The sequence below is a fragment of the Rhodococcus mengyinensis genome (assembly GCF_048381435.1).
Lineage (GTDB): Bacteria > Actinomycetota > Actinomycetes > Mycobacteriales > Mycobacteriaceae > Rhodococcus_F > Rhodococcus_F opacus_D.
This window is the reverse complement of record NZ_JBLWIT010000135.1, coordinates 91,296-112,669: the sequence shown is the minus strand read 5'-3', so window position 1 is coordinate 112,669 and position 21,374 is coordinate 91,296. Positions and strand designations below refer to the sequence as shown.

Below are 21,374 nucleotides of genomic sequence, written 5' to 3'. Positions count from 1 at the left end.
AGTAGGCGTTCCCCCCAGGTGAGTGGCAATGCGCGCTCCAGCACACCGTGCCACTCACGTGCGGTCAGGTCACTTCGCCCAGGCAGTAGCCGTCGGGGCCGATGGACAGCGTGACCTGCCGGGTGTTCGTCACCCCCGACACGTCGGTGACCGGAACGGACACTTCCAGGTAGTCGCCGCGGACCGGCGTGGCGGTCATCGCGTCGGCGGCGAACGCCGTGGTCCCGGCGAGGACGTCGGGGTCGAGCTGGAGTGGCGGCCGGCCTCCGTTGCCGGTGCCGGACGGGTCCCAGGGGCTGAAGCCGGGGCAGATCAGCGGGTAGGCGGTCTCGGTGTCTGCCCTGTTCACCGGCGCGCCCGACTCCCGCGACAGGAATCGGGCGACGGCGTACTCGGCGTCGGCGGGGGTGTAGAAGTCGACGGTCCCGGCGGGGTGGACGTGCGGGCAGGCGTAGCCGGAGGCGATCTCGCTGCGTTTGACGGACACCGTGGTGCCGCCGCCGGTCCACGACACCGCGAACTGTCCGTCGACGCCGGGTTGCGCGAGCGCCCCGAGGATCGCGGACGTGTCGGCGTACTGGTCGGCGGCCTGGGCGGGCGGCAGCGTCCAGCATTTCGCGGGGACGGTGCCGGGCCGGGTGGCCAGGTCGGTGGCCCAGGCGCGGACCGCGTCGACCGCTGCGGGGTTGCCGGGCACCTCGCCGACGATCACCTGCGGCACCGGGGCAGGCGGCGTGGTGGTCGTGGGCTCGGCGGCGGATGTGGGCGCGGACACGGTGTCGGCCGGGGGCTCGTCCGTCGGGATGCCGGACTGCGAATCGCACGCCACCCCCGCGCCGAGGATCACCGCGACGACCGGCGCGATGAGCGCCCTCCTGCCCCTGCCAGCCATCTCCAGCGCGCCCTTTCTCTCGACTCCCCACCGAATGTCCGTCCCCGACGGCGGGCCAGATCGCGGATACCCGGCTACGCTAGCCGATTGTGGAACCCGTCTACCGAACCGTCATCGGCATCGCCCGCACCGTATTCGCCCTCGAGGGGCTGAAGTTCACGGTCGAGGGCGATCAGCACATTCCGTCGACGGGTGGGGCGGTGATCGCGATCAATCACACCGGCTACATGGACTTCACCTACGCCGGACTTCCGGCCCGCAGGGTGAAGCGGTACGTCCGCTTCATGGCGAAGAAGGAAGTGTTCGACAACAAGATCTCGGGCCCGATCATGCGCGCGCTCAAGCACATTCCGGTCGACCGGGCCGCCGGCGCGGATTCGTACAAGGCGGCCGTCGACTTCCTGCGCCGCGGCGAACTGGTGGGCGTCTACCCGGAGGCCACCATCAGCCGGAGCTTCGAGATCAAGGAATTCAAGTCGGGTGCCGCGCGCATGGCGATCGAGGCGAATGTCCCGATCATCCCGGTGGTCATCTGGGGGGCGCAGCGGGTGTGGACCAAGGGGTTCCCGAAGCGGCTGGGCCGCACGAACACTCCCATCTCGATCGCCGTCGGTGAGCCGATCCAGCCGTTCGAACCCGCGGCCGAGCTGACCGCGAAGCTGCACGCCACGATGACGACGATGCTCGCCGACCTCCAGCAGGGCTACGACCACCCGGCGGGCGAGTACTGGGTGCCCGCGCGCCTCGGTGGCAGCGCGCCGACACTCGACGAAGCGAACAAGATGGACGCCGCCGACGCCGAGGCGAAGGCGCAGTCCCGTCGGGCCCGGGAGACCGGTAGCTAGAGGGTGGCGGTGGAGCCTGTCTACGCGGCTGTCGAGTCGACGGCCAAGGCGTTGTCCCTGTTCCAGGGATTGAGGATGACGCGAGTCGGCCTGGACAACATTCCCACCGAGGGTGGTGCGGTGCTCGCGGTCAATCACACCGGCTACCTGGACTTCGTCCAGCTGGCACTGGCGGTCGGTGCGGTGGACCGCAAACTGCGGCTGATGGCCAAGGCCGAACTCGCGAACAACACGGTGATGGCGTTCCTGATGCGCGGGTGCGGGGTCATCCCGGTCGACCGGACCGCAGGCGCGGGCGCGTACCTCGCTGCGGTGGACCGGCTGCGCGAGGGCGAATTGGTGGGTGTGTACCCGGAGGCGACCATCAGCCGGAGCTTCGAGATCAAGGAACTGAAGTCGGGTGCGGCGCGCATGGCGATCGACGCCCGGGTGCCGCTCGTGCCCGTCATCGTGTGGGGCGCTCATCGGATCGCCACCAAAGGGCAGCCGAGACAACTTGGGCGGCATCGGTTCCCGGTGACCGTCGAGGTCGGCAGGCCGATCGAGCCGCGAGAACCGGCGGAGGCCCTCACCGCGACCCTGCACACGGAGATGGACGCGATCCTGCGCCGGGTTCAGGGCGGATTCGACCATCCGGCGGGCGCGTACTGGGTGCCCCGGCGACTCGGCGGTAGCGCGCCGACCATCGAGGAGGCCACCGAGATGGACCGCCGCGAAGCCGAGGAACGGCGGACCCGGTAACGGCCGCCCGGCGGCGCCGCGGACTCGGCAGGCAGAATGGCTGGGTGAGCCCAGACCGACCGAGCCTTGTAGCGTCCGATGTCGACGGCACCCTGATCGGGGAGGACGAGCGCATCAGCGCCCGCACCCGCGACGCCGTCGCGTCGGTGGTCGCGTCGGGAACGCCGTTCGTGCTGGCCACCGGCCGGCCCCCGCGCTGGATCCATCCCGTGGTCGAGGGCCTCGGCTACGCGCCGCTCGCCGTTTGCGCGAACGGTGCCGTCATCTACGACAGCGACAGCGACCGCGTGCTCAGCGCCGCGACCCTCGACGTCGACACCCTCACCTGGCTGTCGGAGATCGCGCTCCGCGTGCTGCCGGGCGCCGGGCTCGCGGCCGAGCGTGTCGGGGTCAGCGCCCACGACGCCGCGACACCGCAGTTCGTGAGCTCACCCGGCTACCAGCACGCCTGGCTCAACCCCGACAACACCGAGATGTCCGAGAACGAGGTCGTCGCGGCCCCCGCGGTGAAGTTGCTGATCCGGGTGCCGGAAATGTCCAGTCAGGCGATGGTCGACGCGCTGGCGCCGCACATCGGTCGCCGGGCGGATGTCACGTTCTCCACCGACAACGGGCTGATCGAACTGTCGGCGTCGGGAATCACGAAGGCGTCGGGTCTCGCGCTGGTGGCGGAACGGCTCGGCGTGACGGCGTCGCGGATCGTGGCCTTCGGTGACATGCCCAACGACATTCCGATGCTGAACCTCGCGGGCCGGGGTGTCGCCGTCGAGAACGCGCACCCCGACGCCAAGGCCGCCGCCGACGAGGTGACGGCCACCAACTGGGACGACGGGGTCGCGAAAGTGCTCGAGCGCTGGTGGTCCTGAGACCACCAGCGCCCGAGAGGGTGAAACCCGATCAGCCGGCTGGAACCGGTGCCGGCTCGACGGGTGCGGGTGCGGGAGCCGGAGCGGGCTCTACCGGAGCCGGCGGAACCTGCGCCGGGTCCGCGGGCGGTGCGACGGGGGCCGCGGCATCGACCGGGGCACCGTTCTTGTAGGCCTCCGCGTAGGTGTCGTTGTACGTCTTCAGCACCTTGGTGACGATGCCGGTGATCTCGTTGAAGATCAGCGAACCGTTCTCGAAGTCGGTGCGCAGACCTCCCGGGATCGGGTACTCGTCACTGGTCGGCAGACCCAGTTCGCCGTTGTCGGCTCCGAGGTTCTGCCACGTCTTGAAGATCTGGCCGAGGACCGCCCACACACCGCCGTTGGGCGAGGTGAAGATGGCGCCGTTGGCGAACTGTGCGCCCGAGTTCCCGGCCTTGGCCTGCAGCAGTCCGGTGATGGCCTGGCCGAGCCGGCCGGTGTCGCCGCCTTCCGCCACCCACTTCTGGGCGACCGGCGACGGGTCGGTGAGCCGCAGCAGTTCGTTGACCAGTGCGGGGATCCCGGAACCGAGGCTGGAGCTGGCGTCCGTGCCGGGACCGCCGGACGGCGCCGGAGCCTCACCCGAGGGTGCGTCCGCGGCCAGCGAGGCGTTGCCGCCGCCGAGGCTGGCCGCCGCGATCTGCCGGATCTCGTCCATGTGTGAGTACGCCGCGTCTCCCGGGCAGGATGTGTTGCCGACGTCGCGGTGCGCGAAGATCACCGGAAGATCGACAGCCTCACCCTCCGCGTAGGGAGTGAATTCGGTGCCCTCGGAGTACATCGTCGTCTCACCGAGTGGGTCGAGTCCGGCCTTGCCGAGCTTCCAGCCGAGGAACTTGCCGACGGCGTCGAGGGTGGCCTGCGGCGGATCCTCGGACGAGAAGTCGCCCATCATCGCGACTCCGGTGGTGTTCTCGTTGAACCCGCCGGCGTGCGCGCCCTGGACCGGACGGTCGAGACCGCCTGCGCGGCCCTCGAAGATCTGGCCGTACTTGTCGACCAGTGCGTTGTATCCGATGTCGCACCAGCCCAGCGTCTGCGCGTGGTAGGCGTAGATCGCGCGGACGATCTCGGCCGATTCGGCCTTCGAGTAGTCGTTGGCTCCCGCGGTGTGGTGCACGGTGGCACCGCCGATGAAGTCGTCGTAGTCGGGGTCCTGGCACCGGATGGACTCGTCGGCACCCCACTGCTGGCGGCTGATGACCTTGGGACCGCCGCTGTCGAGCGGGCTCGCGATGTCGCCGAGCGTCGCGTCGCCGGGGCCGCTGCCCGGTTCGATGAGGACGGCCGTGACGTCGTCGGCGCCAGCGCGTGCCGGCTGCTGCCGCAACGGCGTGTTGACGGCGGCGGGCGTGTAACCGAGCGGTGCGGCACCTCCGGCTGCGGGAGCCGGTGCGGGAGCAGGGGCTTCGGGTGCCGGTGCGGGAGCGGGAACTGCAGCGGGTGCACCGGCCGGTGTGGGCGTCGAGGTGGGGGTCAGGATCTGGATCGCCTTCGTCAGCCCGACGTAGACGGGTTCGGTGGCGACCTTGCCGTCCGACGCCGTCTTGTCCGTGCGACGCGTGTCGATCATGTCGGGGGAGACCCACTGTCCCCACGTTCCGTCGGCCTGCAGCGCGCGGACCTTCGACTCCGCGGACGCGAGGGTCTCGGAGGTGAGCGCCACCATGCTGAACGGGGTGTCGCGGGACAGTTCCTTGACGATCGCGCCGGGCTGCTGATCGGCCGGGGGCAGGATCGCGGGGTCGGAGACGTCGGCCGGCGCGGGGAGCTTCAACGGGATCTGCAGGTTCGGGATCTGGATTCCGCCGGGGAGCTGCACATTGCTGGGGATGTGGAGGTACGGCGGGATCTTCAGGTTCCGCAGGTCGCCGATGTTGACGTCGGGCAGGTTCAGCCCGGTCAGTTCCTTCAGCGGGATCACGATGTCGGGGATCTGCGACAGCACGACCTGCGCGATCTCGGTGGACACTGCGGAGTTGGAGGTTTCGTTCGTGGATTTGACGTCGGAGGGTGCGCTACTGATGCCGTAGACCGCAACGGGACTTGCGACAGCCAGAGCGGCGACAGCCCCGAGGACAATCGAGGGCTTCGGTCGACGGTGCGGCAAGGGGGACTCTCCTCAGTTGTAGTTTCCTGCGAGCGACCTCGCGTGTCTGCAACTCGTGATGCTCGTGTGACTGAAGAGACTGTTGTTGCTAACTCCAACCACTCTTGCCACACTAGTCACACAGGTCCATAACGCTCAACCTTACATTGAGACTTTATCCCGAATTTCTCGGACCCGCTGAGACGAGGTGCACGCCCCGTCTCAGCGCTCGTTGTTCAGCGATGAGGAGTGCAGTGATGGCGAAGACCGAATTCGGGGTTCGTGCAGGTAGACCTGCCTGGACCCGCAGGAGGCGGTACATCGCGGGCCCTCCCGCCCCGCGCGGATTCCGGGCCAAGCTTCTGCGCGCGTCGGCGCTCGGCATCGCACCCGTCCTCGTCATCGGCGCCGTCACCGGCGTCGTCGTGCACCTGCGCTCCTCCGGTCAGGACGTCCGGGAAACCGTCGCCTCCGACACGCCGTTCACGCTCTCCGGGCACGGCAACGGCCACGGCCGCGGGATGGGCCAGTGGGGCGCCTACGGATACGCGAAGGATCAGGGGTGGGCGGCCGAGCGCATCCTCGGTCACTACTACGGCGGCACCACACTCGGCACCCTCGCCGACGCACAGATCAGCGTCCGGCTGCAGGCGCGTGACGATCAGCCGCTCGACGTCTACTCGGACGCCGGCGCCGTCGTCGCCGGCAAACCCGTCGGACCGGGGGAGGCCGTCCACCTCACGCCGACCGCCGACGGCGGCGCCAACGTCGTGGTCACCCGCGGATGTGCCGGCGAGGTCCTGTGGCAGGACGCCACCGACCACCCGTGGGTGGACCCGGTCGACCTGGCCCCGGACCGTCCCGCGAACGAGCACTTGAAGCTGTGCGCCGGTGACACCCCCTATCGCGGCGCCCTCGGGGTCGCACTCGACGGCGCCGCCGTGCGCACCGTCAACGTCCTCGACATGGACGACTACCTCCTCGGTGTCGTGCCCGCCGAGGCGAAGGCCGGCTGGGCCGACACCGGTGGGGCCGAGGCGCTTCGGGCGCAGGCCGTCGCGGCCCGCTCCTACGCCGCCGCCGAGAACCGGGAAGAGTGGGCGAAGACCTGCGACACCCAGAGCTGCCAGGTGTACGGGGGTTCGGCGAAGGAAGACCCGCGGACCACCGACGCCGTCCGTTCCACCAAGGGCATGATTCTGACAAAAGACAACAAGCCCGTCGCCGCCGAATTCTCCTCGTCCACAGGCGGATACACCGCGGGCGGCGAGTTCCCGGCCGTCGAGGACCAGGGCGACACCGTGTCGCCGAACCACGACTGGGCGGTGACCCTCACCGCGGGCGACATCGCATCCGCGTTCAACGTCGGAGACCTCGAATCGTTCGAGGTGGTCACCCGCAACAACTTCGGGGTCGACGGCGGACGCGTCACCGGTGTGAAGGTGGTCGGATCGTCGGGCACCGCCGAGGCGACGGGCGCCGAGGCGCGGTCGAAGCTGAAGCTCAAGTCCGACTGGTTCACGGTCGGTGACGGGCTCGGCGTCCCCGCGCCGCCGGCCGCCCCCGAACCCGAGTCCACCCTCGCGTCCGCGGGCGAGGACGAGGACACCGTCGGCACCACCGAGGGTTCGCCGATCGCCGAGAAGTACAAGGAACTCGGCGGCGTCAACAGCACGCTGGGAGCGCCGATCGGTCCCGAGTTGATGCTGCCGTCGGAGGCGGGGAAGTTCCGGATGTACACCAACGGAACCATCATCTGGACCAAGAAGCTGGGCGCACAGGTGATCGACGCCAGCGTGCTGCGCGAGTGGTTACCGACGGGCGGCAGTTAGGCCGGGCAGCGAGGACCGGTTCCCTCGAGTACCGCGAGCATCCCGTCGACGGACTCGCCCCAGCCGAAGTCCTCGGCCCGCCGGCGGGCCGACGCCCGGCGCGTGCGCGAGGGGATCGCGAGAATGCCGCTGACCGCTTCGGCGAACGCAGGACCGCGGTCCCGGGCCAGGGCGCCGCAGCCGGGTGTGATGATCTCGGCGAGCGCCGACGACTGTGACGCGACCACCGGGGTGCCCGCCGCCAGCGACTCGAGCGCCGACAGGCAGAACGTCTCGTGCGGCCCAGGTGCCAGCGACACGTCCGCCGACGCGAACAGCGACGCCAGGCGGCCCTTGTCGCTGATGAACCCGGTGAAGTGCACGGGGAGCCCCCGGGCCCGGTACTGCAGCGCCTCGCGCCGCGGGCCGTCCCCGGCGATGACCAGCCGGGCGTCGTGACCCTGCCGGCGCAACAGCCGGACGGCGTCGATGCTCCGTTCCACCTGCTTCTCCACCGACAGCCGGCCGCAGTGCAGAAGGAAGCGTTGCGCCGGGTCGGCGAACGAGTCGCGCATCACCTGGTCGTGTTTGCCGGGGTGGAACATCGTCAGGTCCACACCGAGCGGGACCCGGTGCAGGTTGGGGGCCCCGATGCGGGTGAACTCCTCGCTCGCGAAGTCCGTCGTGCAGACGACGGCGTCGTAGTTGCGTGCCATCCGGCGGTTCGCGACATCGGCCCAGCCGCGGGCCACGCGGCGCGGAGCGACTTGGCCGAGCAGCCGGTCGAGGCGTTCGTGTGACACGACCACACTGCGCACCCCGCGGGCGCGGGCCCAGCCCCCGAAACCGCGCAGTGTGAGCCGGTCGGACACCTCCAGGACGTCGGGCCGCAGACCGCTGACCACGTCGGCCACCCGCCGCGGATTGACCACGCGATAACCCCCGGTCGCGGGGATGGTGGGAGCCGACCGGGTGATCCGCAGGACCCCGCTCGGCAGCAGCTCCTCGCAGTCGCGCTGACCTGGGACGACGAGGATCACCTCGTGTCCGCGTTCGACGTAGCCCTGACCCCAGTTGTGGAGGGCGGTGCGGAGCCCACCGGACCGCGGTCCGTAGAAGTTCGCCAGCTGGACGATGCGCACCCGCTCATCAAGCGCGATCGCCGCGTCGGCGGGAACAACGAGGTCTGCAGAACCGGTGAATACAGGGAGAACTCCTCGTGCGTGCCGAGGGGGTGCTTGCCCCCCTTGGCCGCGCACGGGCGGCGGAGTCGCTTACCCTGGTTCATCGTGACCGCTGCAACCCCAGAGACAACCGCCCCTGGCCGGTACGACCTCATCGTCGTCGGCTCCGGATTTTTCGGACTGACCGTCGCCGAGCGTGCAGCAACACAGCTGGGTAAGCGTGTGCTGGTGCTCGACCGTCGTCATCACCTGGGCGGAAACGCCTATTCGGAGGCCGAGCCCGAGACCGGCATCGAGATCCACAAGTACGGTGCGCACCTGTTCCACACCTCGAACAAGAGGGTGTGGGACTACGTCACCCAGTTCACCGAATTCACGAACTACCAGCACCGCGTGTTCGCGCTGCACAAGGGGCAGGCGTACCAGTTCCCGATGGGGCTGGGCCTGGTGTCGCAGTTCTTCGGGCGCTACTTCACCCCGGACGAGGCGCGGAAGCTGATCGCCGAGCAGTCCAGCGAGATCGACTCCGCATCTGCGTCCAACTTGGAGGAGAAGGCGATCTCCCTGATCGGGCGGCCGCTGTACGAGGCGTTCGTGCGCGACTACACCGCCAAGCAGTGGCAGACGGACCCCAAGAACCTGCCCGCGGGCAACATCACCCGCCTGCCGGTGCGGTACACGTTCGACAACCGCTACTTCAACGACACGTACGAGGGCCTGCCCGTCGACGGCTACACCGCGTGGCTCGAGAACATGGCGAAGGACCCGAAGATCGAGGTCCGGCTCGAGACCGACTGGTTCGACGTCCGCGACGACCTGCGCGCCGAGAGCCCCGACGCCCCCGTCGTCTACACCGGCCCCCTCGACCGCTACTTCGACTACTCCGAGGGCGAGCTGGGCTGGCGCACCCTCGACTTCGAGACCCAGGTGCTGGAGACCGGTGACTTCCAGGGAACCCCGGTCATGAACTACAACGACGCCGACGTGCCCTTCACCCGGATCCACGAGTTCCGCCACTTCCACCCGGAGCGGGACTACCCGAAGGACAAGACGGTCATCATGCGGGAGTTCTCGCGGTTCGCGGAGAGCAAGGACGAGCCGTACTACCCGATCAACACTCCCGACGACCGCGCGATGCTCGCCGCCTACCGCGACCGCGCGAAGGAGGAGATGGCGTCGAACAAGGTTCTGTTCGGTGGCCGTCTCGGCACCTACCAGTACCTGGACATGCACATGGCGATCGCCAGCGCGCTGTCGATGTTCGACAACTCCCTGCGTCCGCACTTCGAATCCGGTGCGGCCCTCGTGGGGGATGCCGAATGAGCGCCCGACATCTGCTCGAGTCCGAGAAGGTCACCGACGACGCCCCGTTACTCGGCAAGTCGCTGCTGCAGCGGGTGATCCTGCCGCGCGCCGGTGAGCCGCTCGACGTCCGCACCCTCTACCTGGAGGAGGCGAAGACCAACAGCCGCCGCGCGCATTCGCTGTCGCGCACCTCGCTGTCGGTCGGCGCCGAGGCGGAGGCGTCGTTCTGCACCTACTTCAACGCGTTCCCGGCCAGCTACTGGCGCCGGTGGAGCACCCTGAACTCGGTGGTGCTGCGTCTCGAGCTGTCGGGGCACTGCCGCATCGACGTGTACCGCTCGAAGGCCGACTCGTCGCGCATCCACGTCGAGGGCCGCGAGTTCCAGGACGGTGACGCCGCGCTGGAGTTCGAGATCGAACTCGCCCCGTTCGAGGACGGCGGCTGGATCTGGTTCGACATCACCACCGACACCGAGGTCGTGCTGGAGAGCGCCGGCTGGTACGCACCGGTCGATGCCCCCGGTGAGGCCACCGTCGCCGTCGGCATCCCCACGTTCAACCGGCCCACCGACTGCGTCAAGGCACTGACGGCGCTGGCGTCCGACGAACTCGTCATGGACGTGGTCAAGGCCGTCATCATCCCGGACCAGGGCACCCGCAAGGTCAAGGACGAGCCCGGCTTCACGGAGGCCGCCGAAGCGCTCGGCGACCGGCTGGCCATCCACGACCAGGCGAACCTCGGCGGGTCCGGCGGCTACAGCCGGATCATGTACGAGGCGCTGAAGACCACCGACTGCCAGCACATCCTGTTCATGGACGACGACATCGAGATCGAGCCCGACTCGATCCTGCGCGCGCTGGCGATGTCGCGGTTCGCGAAGACGCCGATGCTCGTCGGCGGGCAGATGCTGAACCTCCAGGAGCGCAGTCACCTGCATTCGATGGGCGAGGTCGTCGACCGGTCCATCTTCATGTGGACGGCCGCCCCGAACGTCGAGTACGACCACGACTTCTCCCGCTACCCGCTCAGCGACCGCGAGAACTCGCGTCTGCTGCACCGCCGGATCGACGTCGACTACAACGGCTGGTGGATGTGCATGATCCCGCGGCAGGCCGCCGAGGAACTCGGTCAGCCGCTGCCGCTGTTCATCAAATGGGACGACGCCGAATACGGCCTGCGTGCCCGCGATGCCGGCTACCCGACCGTCACCATGCCCGGCGCCGCGATCTGGCACATGGCGTGGAGTGACAAGGACGACGCCATCGACTGGCAGGCGTACTTCCACCTGCGGAACCGGCTCGTCGTCGCGTCCCTGCACATGCCGGGCAACGGCCGCGGCCTGGTGATCAACACCGTCAAGGCCACGATCAAGCACCTGCTGTGCCTCGAATACTCGACAGTCGCGATCCAGAACCAGGCCATCGCCGACTTCCTGCAGGGCCCCGAGCACATCTTCGAACTGCTCCCCACCGCGCTCGGCAACGTCCACGCGATGCGCAAGGAGTACCCGGACGCGGTGGTCCTGCCGTCGTCGACGAGCCTGCCGCTGCCTTCCGGTGAGGAAGTCGGCGCGGTCGGCCTGCCCACGAACCCGCTCGCGAAGATCGTGCGCCTCGGCAAGGGTCTGATCCACAACGTCAAGCCCGCGCACGAGCAGCACCACGAGCGCCCCCAGCTCAACGTGCCCACCATCGACGCGCGGTGGTTCCTGCTGTCCCAGGTGGACGGCGTCACCGTCACCACCGCGGACGGGCGGGGAGTCGTCTACCGCAAGCGCAACCCCAAGCTGGCGCTCGCGCTGCTGAAGGAAGCGATCCGGCTGCGCCGCGAACTGGCCCAGCGCTTCCCCGAACTCAAGCGCGAGTACCAGGACGCCGTTCCTGCCCTGACCAGTAAGGAGAGGTGGGAACGTGTCTTCGGCATCAAGTGAGGTCCAGATCCTGCAGGCCGTCCAATCGACGATCGCGAGCCGTCCCGGCGTCGTCTCGACGGCACGGGGTATGTCCCATTTCGGTGAGCACGCCCTCGGGTGGGTGGCCGTCGCCGGCATCGGCGCGGCACTCGACAAGCCTCGTCGCCGGCAGTGGGCGGGAGTCGCGGTGGGTGCCGTCGGCGCCCACGCCGCGTCGATCGTGATCAAACGCATCGTCCGCCGCCCCCGGCCGAATGACCCGTCGATCCAGGTCAACGTGTCGACGCCCAGCAAATTGAGCTTCCCTTCGTCGCACGCGACGTCCACGACAGCGGCTGCCGTGCTGCTCGGCCGCCTCACCGGGCTACCCTTGCCTGCGTTGTTGGTACCGCCGATGCTGCTCTCCCGGCTCGTTCTGGGAGTGCACTACCCGACCGATGTGCTCGCCGGATCTGCCCTGGGGGCCGCCTCTGCGGTCGCGGTGCTGAAGGCCGAGCAGAAGTTTGGAGAGAAATGAGCGAGGAACCGGCCGTCGTCACCGGACCCCCGACATCCCTGGCGGCAGGCATCGTCAAGGCCGTTCGCCCGCGTCAGTGGGTCAAGAACGTCCTGGTCCTCGCAGCTCCCGTCGCCGCGGGCACGGCGACGGAATCCGACGTCCTGCTTCCCGTCGCACTCGCCTTCGTGGTGTTCTGCATGGCAGCGTCCGGCATCTACCTCGTCAACGACGCGATGGACGTCGAGGCCGACCGCGCGCACCCCACCAAGCGATTCCGTCCCATCGCGGCCGGTGTGCTGCCCGTCAACCTGGCGTTCGGCATGGCGGTCGTGCTGCTCGGTGCGTCGATCGCCCTGTCGTTCCTCGCCAACTGGCAGCTGGCGGTGGTGATGGCCGTCTACATCGGCATCCAGCTGGCCTACTGCTTCGGTCTCAAACACCAGGCCGTCCTCGACATCTGCATCGTCTCGTCCGGGTTCCTGCTGCGCGCCATCGCCGGTGGTGTTGCCGCCGAGATCGCACTGTCGCAGTGGTTCCTGCTGGTCATGGCTTTCGGTTCGCTGTTCATGGCGGCCGGTAAGCGGTACGCCGAACTGCAGCTCGCGGAGCGCACCGGCGCGAAGATCCGCAAATCCCTCGAGAACTACACCACGACGTACCTGCGTTTCGTCTGGACGCTCAGCGCCACCGCGGTCGTGCTCTGCTACGGGCTGTGGGCGTTCCAGCAAGACGACCTGAAGGCCACCAACTGGTACGCCATCTCCATGGTGCCGTTCACCATCGCGATCCTGCGTTACGCCGTGGACGTCGACGGCGGTGAGGCGGGGGAGCCCGAGGAGATTGCGCTGGGCGACCGCGTGCTCCAACTCCTCGCGATTGCCTGGATCGGAGTGGTGGGTGTCGCTGTCTACCTCGTCTGACTTGGTAGGAGGCGCCGAGGACTCGGACGCCGCCGCGGAGCGGACCACCGAACGCCACCGGAAGGCCATCCTCTCGAGGGTGGTCTTCCTCGGGGGTGTGGCCGTCTCGGCTCTCCTGATGTTCTGGGGTGCCTGGGAACGGCGATGGATTGCCGACGACGGCCTGATCGTGCTGCGCACGGTCCGCAACCTCCTCGCAGGCAACGGTCCGGTCTTCAACTCGGGCGAGCGTGTCGAGGCCAACACCAGCACCGCGTGGACGTACATCGTCTACGCGTTCGGCTGGCTCTCCCAGGCCCGGCTCGAATACGTCGTCCTGACGATCGCGCTGATCCTGTCCACGGCGGCGATCGTGCTCGCCATGTTCGGCACCGCGCGCCTGTACCGCGGTGGGTCCTTCGCCGGCGGCGGCACGCTGTTCCTGATGCCCGCCGGTGTGCTCGTCTACATCGCGGTGCCCCCGGCCCGCGACTTCGCGACGTCGGGTCTCGAAAGCTGCCTCGTCATCTTCTGGATCGCGCTGCTCTGGCTGCTGCTGGTCCGATGGAGTCAGGCGACCACCCCGTCCACCACCTCGGTGCTCGTGCTCTCGTTCGTCGCGGGCATGGGGCCCCTCGTGCGCCCCGAGTTGGCGATCCTGGGTGTGCTGTCGCTGGCCATGATCTTCCTCGCGCCCGGTCTCACGTGGGTGGTGCGCGTGGCGATGGTGTTCGTCGCCGGCATCGTTCCGGTGGGCTACCAGATCTGGCGCATGGGTTACTACGCCCTCCCGTACCCGAACACCGCGGTGTCGAAGGACGCCGGCGGCGCCAAGTGGGCGCAGGGTTTCGCCTACCTCTGGAATTTGCTGGGCCCGTACCTGCTGTGGCTGCCGCTGGTCTTCCTTTTCGCCGGCGCCGTGATCGCCTGGCGGGGCCGGGACAAGTCCATCGAAGATGGTGTTCGTCACACCGCGGGGAATCGGCTGACGCGTCTGCGCGGATGGCTGCGGACGCAGAATGCCGTCGTCGTCTTCATTCTCGGGAGTGGGCTGATCCTCGGTCTGTACTCGTTGCGCGTCGGCGGCGACTTCATGCACGGCCGCGTTCTTCTCCCCGTTCTGTTCTGTTTCATCGTTCCCGTCGCCGTAATTCCGGTGCGTATTCCGGACCGGGCCGCGTGGGGGCGTAATAGGGAATCGTCGATTTTCCTCGCAATGGCTTCCCTGTGGGTCGGCACCGTCGTGTGGGCATTCTTCGCGTCGAACACGACGGGAATGCCGGAGGGTGTCGTTATCGGACGGTCCGGAATTGTCGACGAACGCGCCTTCTACGTTCTCAACACCGGTCATGCGCACCCGATTCGCGCGGACGATTATCTGGACTACCCGCGGATGCGCGCCATGGTCCAGACCATCTCGGACACCCCCGACGGCGGCCTGCTCATCCCGTCCGCCGATTACACGTACTGGTTCGTCGTTCCTCCGCCCCTTCCGATCCCGGACGGCGGCGCAGGCCACACCGTGTACTTCCTGAACCTGGGCATGACGAGCATGAACGTCGGACTCGACGTGCGGGTGCTGGACCAGATGGGTCTCGCCTACCCGCTCGCGGCGCACACCGAGCGGTTGGACGACGGCCGTATCGGGCACGACAAGGCCCTCTACCCCGACTGGGTCGTGGTGGACACGGGAATGATCGACAAGCACCCGTGGATGCCCGGATTCCTCGACGAGGAATGGGTGACCGAGGCGCGGGTCGCGCTCACGTGCCCCGAGACGCAGGACCTGCTGACGTCGTACCGGTCGGAACTGACGTGGCCGCGATTCAAGCAGAATTTCAAGGATGCGCTGCATTTCGCGAGTTATCGATTCGAGCGAGTGCCCGCATATGAAATTCAGCGGTGCAATCTCGAGCCGCCGTTCCCGGAACCGGCCAAATAGGGCGAACCGGGCGGGGCGGGTGTCACCGGGGCGTCCCGGGTAGATCTCGATGTCGGAACATCAGATCTCGTTTGTGTAACGCGGGAACTGTCGGCGACGATGTACGTCGATGATGAGTCATCGTGACGGTGGTCTGGAAGTTCCTCGAAAAGCGCTCCGTGAGCGTTTGTCAGGGAAGTTCGTGTGACATACAGTCCACCGAGCGCAGTGTGACTTGGAAGAGGTCCGCTGCCGACCCGGCTTCAACGCCCGGGCCGGCAGGTCGCCTGTTCCCCGACGGAATCCGCCGGAGCCGCCCAGTGGCGGAGTCCGCAGACGAAGAGAGTGAGCAGTATTCATGCGTTTTGCCAGACCGAGGTTGTCTCAGCGCCTCAAGCAGCGTGCGATGGCCATCGGAGCCGTCGCACTGGTACTGCCTATGGGCGCAGGAATCGCTGGCGGAGCCGTCGCCGCAGCAGCACCGACGCACGCGGGTCCCGCCAAGACCGCGCCCGCCGGTGGCTACGAGGAACTGTGGGTTCCCTCTTCCATGGGACCGATCAAGGTCCAGGTCCAGTGGGCAGCCCGCGGCGGTAGCGCCGCCCTGTACCTGCTCGACGGACTGCGCGCCCGCAACGACCGCAACGCGTGGAGCTTCGAGACCAACGCGTTCGACCAGTACCGCAACGACAACGTGACCCTGGTCATGCCCGTCGGCGGCGAGTCCAGCTTCTACTCCGACTGGTACTCGGCGAGCAACTTCAACGGTCAGCCCGTCACGTACAAGTGGGAGACGTTCCTGACGCAGGAACTGCCCGACTTCCTGGCCAACTACGGCGTCTCGCGCACCAACAACGCCGTCCTAGGCCTGTCGATGGGTGGCAGTGCCGCCCTGACCCTCGCCGCGTACCACCGCGACCAGTTCAAGTTCGCCGGTTCGCTGTCCGGCTACCTGAACATCTCGGCTCCCGGCATGCGTGAGGCGATCCGCGTCGCGATGCTCGACGCCGGCCGCTTCAACGTCGACTCGATGTGGGGCCCGCCGTGGAACCCGGCGTGGCTGCGCAACGACCCGTTCGTGTTCGCGCCGCGTCTGCAGGGCCTGTCGATGTTCATCTCGGCTGCCAGCGGTCTGCCCGGTGAGTTCGACCACCCGCGCGCTCCGATCGACTACTACAACACCGCCAACGGCATGGGCCTCGAGGCTCTCGCCCTGGCCAACACCCGCGCCTTCCAGGTGCGTCTGGCCACCCTCGGTGTCCCGGCCACCTTCGACTTCCCCGCCAACGGCACGCACTCGTGGCCGTACTGGGGTTCGGAGCTGTTCAAGGCGCGCGGCCAGATCCTGGACACACTGGGCGCCTGGTGATCTGACACCACCCTCGTGACGAATGCCGCCCCGCCTCTGTCAGTAAGGTGATCCCGTCGAGACGCCACCCGCGCAGCGAGCGCTGCGCGGGTGGCGTCTGTACGTGAGATTTTCACGAGAGTTATCGAGAGGTTGCCGCGGCCGCGGCGCGAGACGGATCAAGCGGAGGGAAGACGAGTTCATGCGAGTTGGGGGTTCGACGAGAACAAGCGGATGGGCCAGGCGTACCGCCGCCGCGATTGCTCTGGCGGTCGCACTGCCGCTGGGCGTGACCATGGTGGGCGGCGGCGCAACGGCATCCGCAGCCTTCGATCCCGCCGCGCAGGACTTCTGGGTCGATTCCGCCATGGGACCGATCAAGAGCCGCATCTGGCGTGCCGCCGACGGCAACACCAACCGGGTCGTCTATCTGCTCGACGGTCTGCGCGCGCAGGACGACCTGAGCGGCTGGGAGGTCAACACCGATGCGGGCCCGTTCCTCGCGTCGCAGAACATCAACGTCGTCCAGCCGGTCGGCGGACAGTCCAGCTTCTACTCCGACTGGATTTCGAACTCGAACCTCAACGGCCAGAAGACCCCGTACAAGTGGGAGACGTTCCTCACTCAGGAACTTCGCGACGCACTGGCGAACCGCCTCGGGTTCCAGTCCACCCGTAACGGCGTCATCGGCCTGTCGATGGGTGGCAGCGCCGCCCTGACCCTCGCCGCCTACCACCCCGAGCAGTTCAACTACGCGGGCTCGCTGTCCGGCTACCTGAACATCTCGGCTCCCGGCATGCGTGAGGCGATCCGCATCGCGATGCTCGACGCGGGCCGCTACAACGTCGACTCGATGTGGGGCCCGCCGTGGAACCCGGCGTGGCTGCGCAACGACCCGTTCGTGTTCGCGAACAAGCTTCGCGACAACAACACCCGCCTGTGGGTGTCGGCCGCCAACGGCATTCCCGCCCCCGGCGGAGCCGCACCGACCGGATTCATGGACGTCTTCAACGCGAGCACCGGCGCGAGCCTCGAGGCGCTGTCGCTGGCGAACACCCGTGCCTTCCAGGTCAAGATGGCGACCCTCGGCGCGAAGAACGTCACCTACAGCTTCCCGCCCCGCGGCATCCACACGTGGCGTTACTGGCAGCAGCAGATCCACGATCTGGCCGGCGACCTCGGCAACACGATCGGGTAGCTCGGAAGTAACAATTGCACCAGCTGTAACAGCGCGGCACTCCCACTCGTCTGTCGTTTGCGTGTAGAAAGAACCGGAACGCGAGGCCGTGCTCCGTGTTGGCCTCGACGCGCAGAGAGAGAGTGAACGTCATGCGAGTAGGCCTGTTCAAGGCAGAACGTCAGCGTTCGTCGGCCGGAAATGTTCGAAGGCGGACGCTGGCCTCGCTTGCCGCTGTGCTCGTGGTGCCGGTGGCGGTCGGGTTCGCCCAGACCGCCACCGTCTCGGCTGCGCCCGCCGCCGCGCACGCTCCGGTGGCCACACAGGCCCCGGGCGGCGCGACGATCCATCACGTCGACTGGCTCACCGACCGTCGGGTGGCGATCTGGATCAACTCCCCGTCGATGGGCGTGCCGATCCAGGTGCAGATGTTGCTTGCGCGCGACTGGAACTCGAAGCCCACCGAGAAGTTCCCGTCCGTCTACATGCTCGACGGACTCCGCGCGCAGGACAACGAGAACGGCTGGACGCTCGAGACCGACGCCGAATCGTTCTTCGCCGACAAGAACATCAACGTCGTCCTCCCGGTCGGCGGCCAGTCCAGCTTCTACTCCGACTGGGTGGCCCAGGACAACGGTCAGAACTACCAGTGGGAGACGTTCCTCACGAAGGAACTGCCCCCGATCCTCGAAAGCGACTGGCGCACCACGCAGACCCGCGGCGTCATCGGACTCTCGATGGGCGGCACCTCCGCGATGTTCCTCGCGGCCCGCAACCAGGGATTCTTCACGTTCGCCGCGTCGCTGTCGGGCATGCTCACCACCACCGCGCTCGGCATGCCGCAGGCCGTCGCGTACGCGATGAGCGACGCGGGCGGATTCGACGCGGACGCGATGTGGGGTCCCCCGACCAGTTCGGCGTGGGAGGAACACGACCCCTACCTGCTGGCCGACAAGCTCAAGGGCGTCAGCCTGTACATCTCCAGCGGTAGCGGAACCACGGGCCCGTACGACCAGCCCTCCGGAATCCCCGGCGTCAGCACCAATTACGCGGGCATGGGCCTCGAGATCCTGTCGCGGCTCACGTCCCAGACCTTCGCGACCAAGCTCAACAAGCTGGGCATCCCCGCCCAGGTCAACTACCGGCCGTCCGGCACGCACTCGTGGCCGTACTGGCAGTTCGAGCTCCACCAGCTGTGGCCGCAGCTCGCCAGCGCCGTCGACGTCGAACCCGACAAGCCGGTGTGCACCACAGGCGGTTCCATCGCCGGGGTCGCCGGCGCGAACCCGTGGATCGGCGACTGCCTGACCCCCGAGTACAGCCTCGCAGGCGGCACGGTCCAGGACTTCCGCAACGGCCGGATCTTCGCCAAGTCCGACACCGGCGCGCAGCCGGTGGCCGGCGCCATCGGCGGCGTCTACCAGGCGACCGGCGGTCCGGGTGGGCCGCTCGGCTACCCGACGACGCCCGAACTGGCCACACCCGACGGTCGCGGTCGCTTCAACCACTTCGAGCACGGGTCCGTCTACTGGTCGCCGCAGACCGGGGCGCACGCCGTCCGCGGCGCGATCCGCGACGAGTGGGCACGTCAGGGCTGGGAGGGCGGACCGCTCGGATACCCGGTGGCCGAGGAAGTTCCGACGCCAGGCAAGGACGGCGCGGTGCAGGGCTTCGAGATCGGCGCCATGTACTTCAGTCCCGCGAACGGCACCCACCGCGTGCAGGGAATGATCATGGGCAAGTACGCCGAACTCGGTTACGAGGGCGGGTGGCTCGGATTCCCGAAGACCAGCGAGATCGCGGTCAAGGACGGCGGCCGGTTCAACCAGTTCGAGGGCGGCAACATCTACTGGAGTCCGCTGTCGGGTGCGTGGGCCGTCGAGAACGGACCGATCTTCGACGCCTGGAAGAGCGCCGGCTACGAGGGCGGCCGACTCGGCTTCCCGATCAGCGACAAATTCGCCATCCCCGGCGGAGTTCAGCAGAACTTCCAGACCGGTTACGTCACAGTGATCGACAACAAGGCCGAGATTCACTGATGGCCGGACCGCACTAGAAATCTCACGCGCAGCGGGCGGGGCGGGGTCCAGCGGACCCGGCTTCCGCCCGATCTGCGTCTGTACCCTGTCGAGAGACAACGACTTGGAAAGCAAGGACGGAAATAGATGCCGCAGCACTCACGTATCAGCACCACCTTCCGACGGGCGATCGCCGTAGGCGCGCTCGCCGTCGCAGCGAGCGGATTGTTGGTCGGGTGCGGCAGCGACGATTCCACGGCGACGTCGAACCCGTCCACCAGCGCCGCGACGTCGGCTGCGGCGTCCAGTTCCGCCGAGAGTTCGGCGTCCGCCGCGCCCAGCGCGAGCGCCTCGGCTTCGGCCTCCGCGCCGGTGACGAGCCCGGGTGAGGCGGCGACCGCGCCCCCGCAGCAGCCCGAGGAAGTTCCGGGCGATTTCCCCGGCCCCGCCGAGGTCCCGGTCAGCGCCGAAGGCCAGAAGTTCCTCGACGCGCTGAAGAGCAAGGGCATCGAGCCGGCCGCTGACGGCACCATGGCCGTGAGCACCGCCGACTTCATCTGCCAGGCCAAGGCCGAAGGCAAGAGCGACGCCGAAGCGATGGTGTTCGTCACAGCGATGGTCGGCACCGAGGCGTCGGCTGCGGGTCAGGAACTGACCCAGGAGCAGGCGACGGCCAACGCCCAGACCTACATGGATGTCGCCCACGCGACGTACTGCAAGTAGACGCCGATGTCGTTGACCGGGCGCGGAACGCGGAAGAAGAAGAGCAGCCTCCTGCGCAAGCTGATGGTGCTGATCGTGATCCTGTTGGTGATTCTCGTCGCAGTGATCGCGCTCTGGTATCTCCTCGCAGGGCGGCTGCCCAAGCCGATCCCGACCCCTCCCGGTCCCGAGCGTCCCAACGCCCAGCCGGCCAGCTGCCCCGACGTCCAGGTGGTGGTCGTCCCGGGCACGTGGGAGTCCAGCGCCGTCGACGACCCGTATAACCCGACGGCCAACCCGGCGTCGCTGATGCTCAACGTGTCGCGGCCGCTGCAGGAGCAGTTCGAGCCGTCGCGCGCCGATGTGTACACGGTTCCGTACGTCGCACAGTTCTCCAACCCGGTCGCCTTCCCGCCGGACGGGCAGCAGTCGTACAACAACAGCCGCGGCGCGGGCACGGCCGCCACCAACGACATCCTGATCCGTCGTCACGCCGAGTGCCCGCTGACCAGCTTCCTGCTCACCGGATTCTCCCAGGGCGCGGTCATCGCCGGCGACGTCGCGTCGAGTATCGGCGCAGGTGACGGTCCTGTTCCGGCGGATCTCGTACTGGGTGTCGGGCTCATCGCCGACGGTCGCCGCGACCCGGCCGCCGCCACGAATATCGGGCAGCCGGTCGCCGGTGTCGGAGCCGAACTGTCGCTGGCCGGTCTGCAGATCCCGGGAATCACGATGACCGGTCCCCGCCCCGGCGGTTTCGGTGATCTCACCGACCGGGCGTTCGAGATCTGCGCCCCGTCGGACGGAATCTGTGACGCCCCGGCGCAGGCGTTGAAACCGAGCAACTGGATCGGAAGCGGTCTGCGTCTGCTCGAGTACAACAACAACCCCGTCCACGCGCTGTACAACTCGTACGTCGTCGACGACTCCGGCACCACGGCCACGCAGTGGATCGCCGGTTGGGCTGCCGAGAAGATCGAAGCCGCTCCGACCCCGGCACACAGTTGATTTTGTGGCGGATGGGTTCACCGTGGTCGGTGAGCCGTGAAACGTCCCAAACAGATAGGCGAGACGCGTACTGGCCGGTAGTGTGCGTTTCTCGGCACCGGTAGAGTGCTGCAC

Annotated in this window: 17 protein-coding genes; 14 read left to right on the top strand and 3 right to left on the bottom strand. The window is 68.0% G+C overall.

The window, feature by feature from the left end; translation table 11 throughout:
* Positions 1-64: 64 nt before the first annotated feature.
* Positions 65-892, bottom strand: a complete 828-nt coding sequence (locus tag ACNJ7E_RS33245; protein WP_418341903.1) for a hypothetical protein — start codon at positions 890-892, stop codon at positions 65-67.
* Positions 893-981: 89 nt separating this feature from the next.
* Between ACNJ7E_RS33245 and ACNJ7E_RS33240 the strand changes: the two genes are divergently transcribed.
* The 3 genes from ACNJ7E_RS33240 to ACNJ7E_RS33230 are packed head-to-tail and all read left to right on the top strand — an operon-like array spanning position 982 to position 3,344.
* A complete protein-coding gene (locus tag ACNJ7E_RS33240; RefSeq protein WP_007298314.1) occupies positions 982-1,737 on the top strand; it encodes a lysophospholipid acyltransferase family protein in 756 nt (251 codons plus the stop codon).
* Positions 1,738-1,746: 9 nt separating this feature from the next.
* Positions 1,747-2,478 carry a lysophospholipid acyltransferase family protein gene (locus tag ACNJ7E_RS33235; RefSeq protein ID WP_418341902.1) on the top strand — a complete coding sequence of 244 codons (732 nt, stop codon included), beginning with the start codon at positions 1,747-1,749 and terminating at the stop codon, positions 2,476-2,478.
* A 44-nt stretch (positions 2,479-2,522) separates the two neighbouring features.
* Positions 2,523-3,344 carry a Cof-type HAD-IIB family hydrolase gene (locus ACNJ7E_RS33230; protein WP_005260447.1) on the top strand — a complete coding sequence of 274 codons (822 nt, stop codon included), beginning with the start codon at positions 2,523-2,525 and terminating at the stop codon, positions 3,342-3,344.
* 31 nt (positions 3,345-3,375) lie between these two features.
* Here the strand turns inward: ACNJ7E_RS33230 and ACNJ7E_RS33225 are convergent, their stop codons facing one another.
* Positions 3,376-5,496 (bottom strand): N-acetylmuramoyl-L-alanine amidase, encoded by a 2,121-nt coding sequence (locus tag ACNJ7E_RS33225; protein WP_280781883.1) that lies wholly within the window; start codon positions 5,494-5,496, stop codon positions 3,376-3,378.
* Between the two features lie 236 nt (positions 5,497-5,732).
* On the opposite strand from ACNJ7E_RS33225, the gene ACNJ7E_RS33220 reads away from it, so the two are divergent.
* Positions 5,733-7,307 (top strand): SpoIID/LytB domain-containing protein, encoded by a 1,575-nt coding sequence (locus ACNJ7E_RS33220; RefSeq protein ID WP_280781882.1) that lies wholly within the window; start codon positions 5,733-5,735, stop codon positions 7,305-7,307.
* Here ACNJ7E_RS33220 and ACNJ7E_RS33215 read toward each other — a convergent pair.
* Positions 7,304-8,428, bottom strand: coding sequence for a glycosyltransferase (locus tag ACNJ7E_RS33215; protein ID WP_011596558.1), 1,125 nt, complete (start codon positions 8,426-8,428; stop codon positions 7,304-7,306). The genes ACNJ7E_RS33220 and ACNJ7E_RS33215 overlap by 4 nt on opposite strands.
* 147 nt (positions 8,429-8,575) lie before the next feature.
* Between ACNJ7E_RS33215 and glf the strand changes: the two genes are divergently transcribed.
* The 10 genes from glf to ACNJ7E_RS33165 all read left to right on the top strand — a co-directional run bounded on the left by glf (position 8,576) and on the right by ACNJ7E_RS33165 (position 21,260).
* On the top strand, positions 8,576-9,793 hold the full coding sequence (gene glf, locus ACNJ7E_RS33210; protein ID WP_280781880.1) for a UDP-galactopyranose mutase: 1,218 nt from the start codon (positions 8,576-8,578) through the stop codon (positions 9,791-9,793).
* Complete coding sequence (locus tag ACNJ7E_RS33205) at positions 9,790-11,706, top strand: glycosyltransferase (RefSeq protein ID WP_280781879.1); 1,917 nt, start codon at positions 9,790-9,792, stop codon at positions 11,704-11,706. The genes glf and ACNJ7E_RS33205 overlap by 4 nt, the downstream gene beginning before the upstream one ends.
* Positions 11,687-12,205: a phosphatase PAP2 family protein gene (locus tag ACNJ7E_RS33200; protein WP_009477133.1), complete on the top strand. Its 519-nt coding sequence runs from the start codon at positions 11,687-11,689 to the stop codon at positions 12,203-12,205. Before ACNJ7E_RS33205 ends, ACNJ7E_RS33200 begins: the two co-directional genes overlap by 20 nt.
* On the top strand, positions 12,202-13,107 hold the full coding sequence (locus tag ACNJ7E_RS33195) for a decaprenyl-phosphate phosphoribosyltransferase (protein WP_280781878.1): 906 nt from the start codon (positions 12,202-12,204) through the stop codon (positions 13,105-13,107). The genes ACNJ7E_RS33200 and ACNJ7E_RS33195 overlap by 4 nt, the downstream gene beginning before the upstream one ends.
* Before the next feature lies 1 nt (position 13,108).
* The gene (locus ACNJ7E_RS33190; RefSeq protein ID WP_418341943.1) at positions 13,109-15,028 is read left to right on the top strand and encodes an arabinofuranosyltransferase AftB family protein; all 1,920 of its coding nucleotides are present in this window, start codon (positions 13,109-13,111) and stop codon (positions 15,026-15,028) included.
* A gap of 337 nt (positions 15,029-15,365) precedes the next feature.
* On the top strand, positions 15,366-16,376 hold the full coding sequence (locus ACNJ7E_RS33185) for an alpha/beta hydrolase (protein WP_043789365.1): 1,011 nt from the start codon (positions 15,366-15,368) through the stop codon (positions 16,374-16,376).
* A gap of 181 nt (positions 16,377-16,557) precedes the next feature.
* Positions 16,558-17,553 carry an alpha/beta hydrolase gene (locus tag ACNJ7E_RS33180; protein ID WP_280781876.1) on the top strand — a complete coding sequence of 332 codons (996 nt, stop codon included), beginning with the start codon at positions 16,558-16,560 and terminating at the stop codon, positions 17,551-17,553.
* A gap of 131 nt (positions 17,554-17,684) precedes the next feature.
* The gene (locus tag ACNJ7E_RS33175) at positions 17,685-19,571 is read left to right on the top strand and encodes an alpha/beta hydrolase-fold protein (RefSeq protein ID WP_418341901.1); all 1,887 of its coding nucleotides are present in this window, start codon (positions 17,685-17,687) and stop codon (positions 19,569-19,571) included.
* Between the two features lie 126 nt (positions 19,572-19,697).
* On the top strand, positions 19,698-20,273 hold the full coding sequence (locus ACNJ7E_RS33170; protein ID WP_005260437.1) for a DUF732 domain-containing protein: 576 nt from the start codon (positions 19,698-19,700) through the stop codon (positions 20,271-20,273).
* Positions 20,274-20,279: 6 nt separating this feature from the next.
* Positions 20,280-21,260 carry a cutinase family protein gene (locus ACNJ7E_RS33165; protein WP_418341900.1) on the top strand — a complete coding sequence of 327 codons (981 nt, stop codon included), beginning with the start codon at positions 20,280-20,282 and terminating at the stop codon, positions 21,258-21,260.
* The last annotated feature ends 114 nt before the right edge of the window (positions 21,261-21,374 follow it).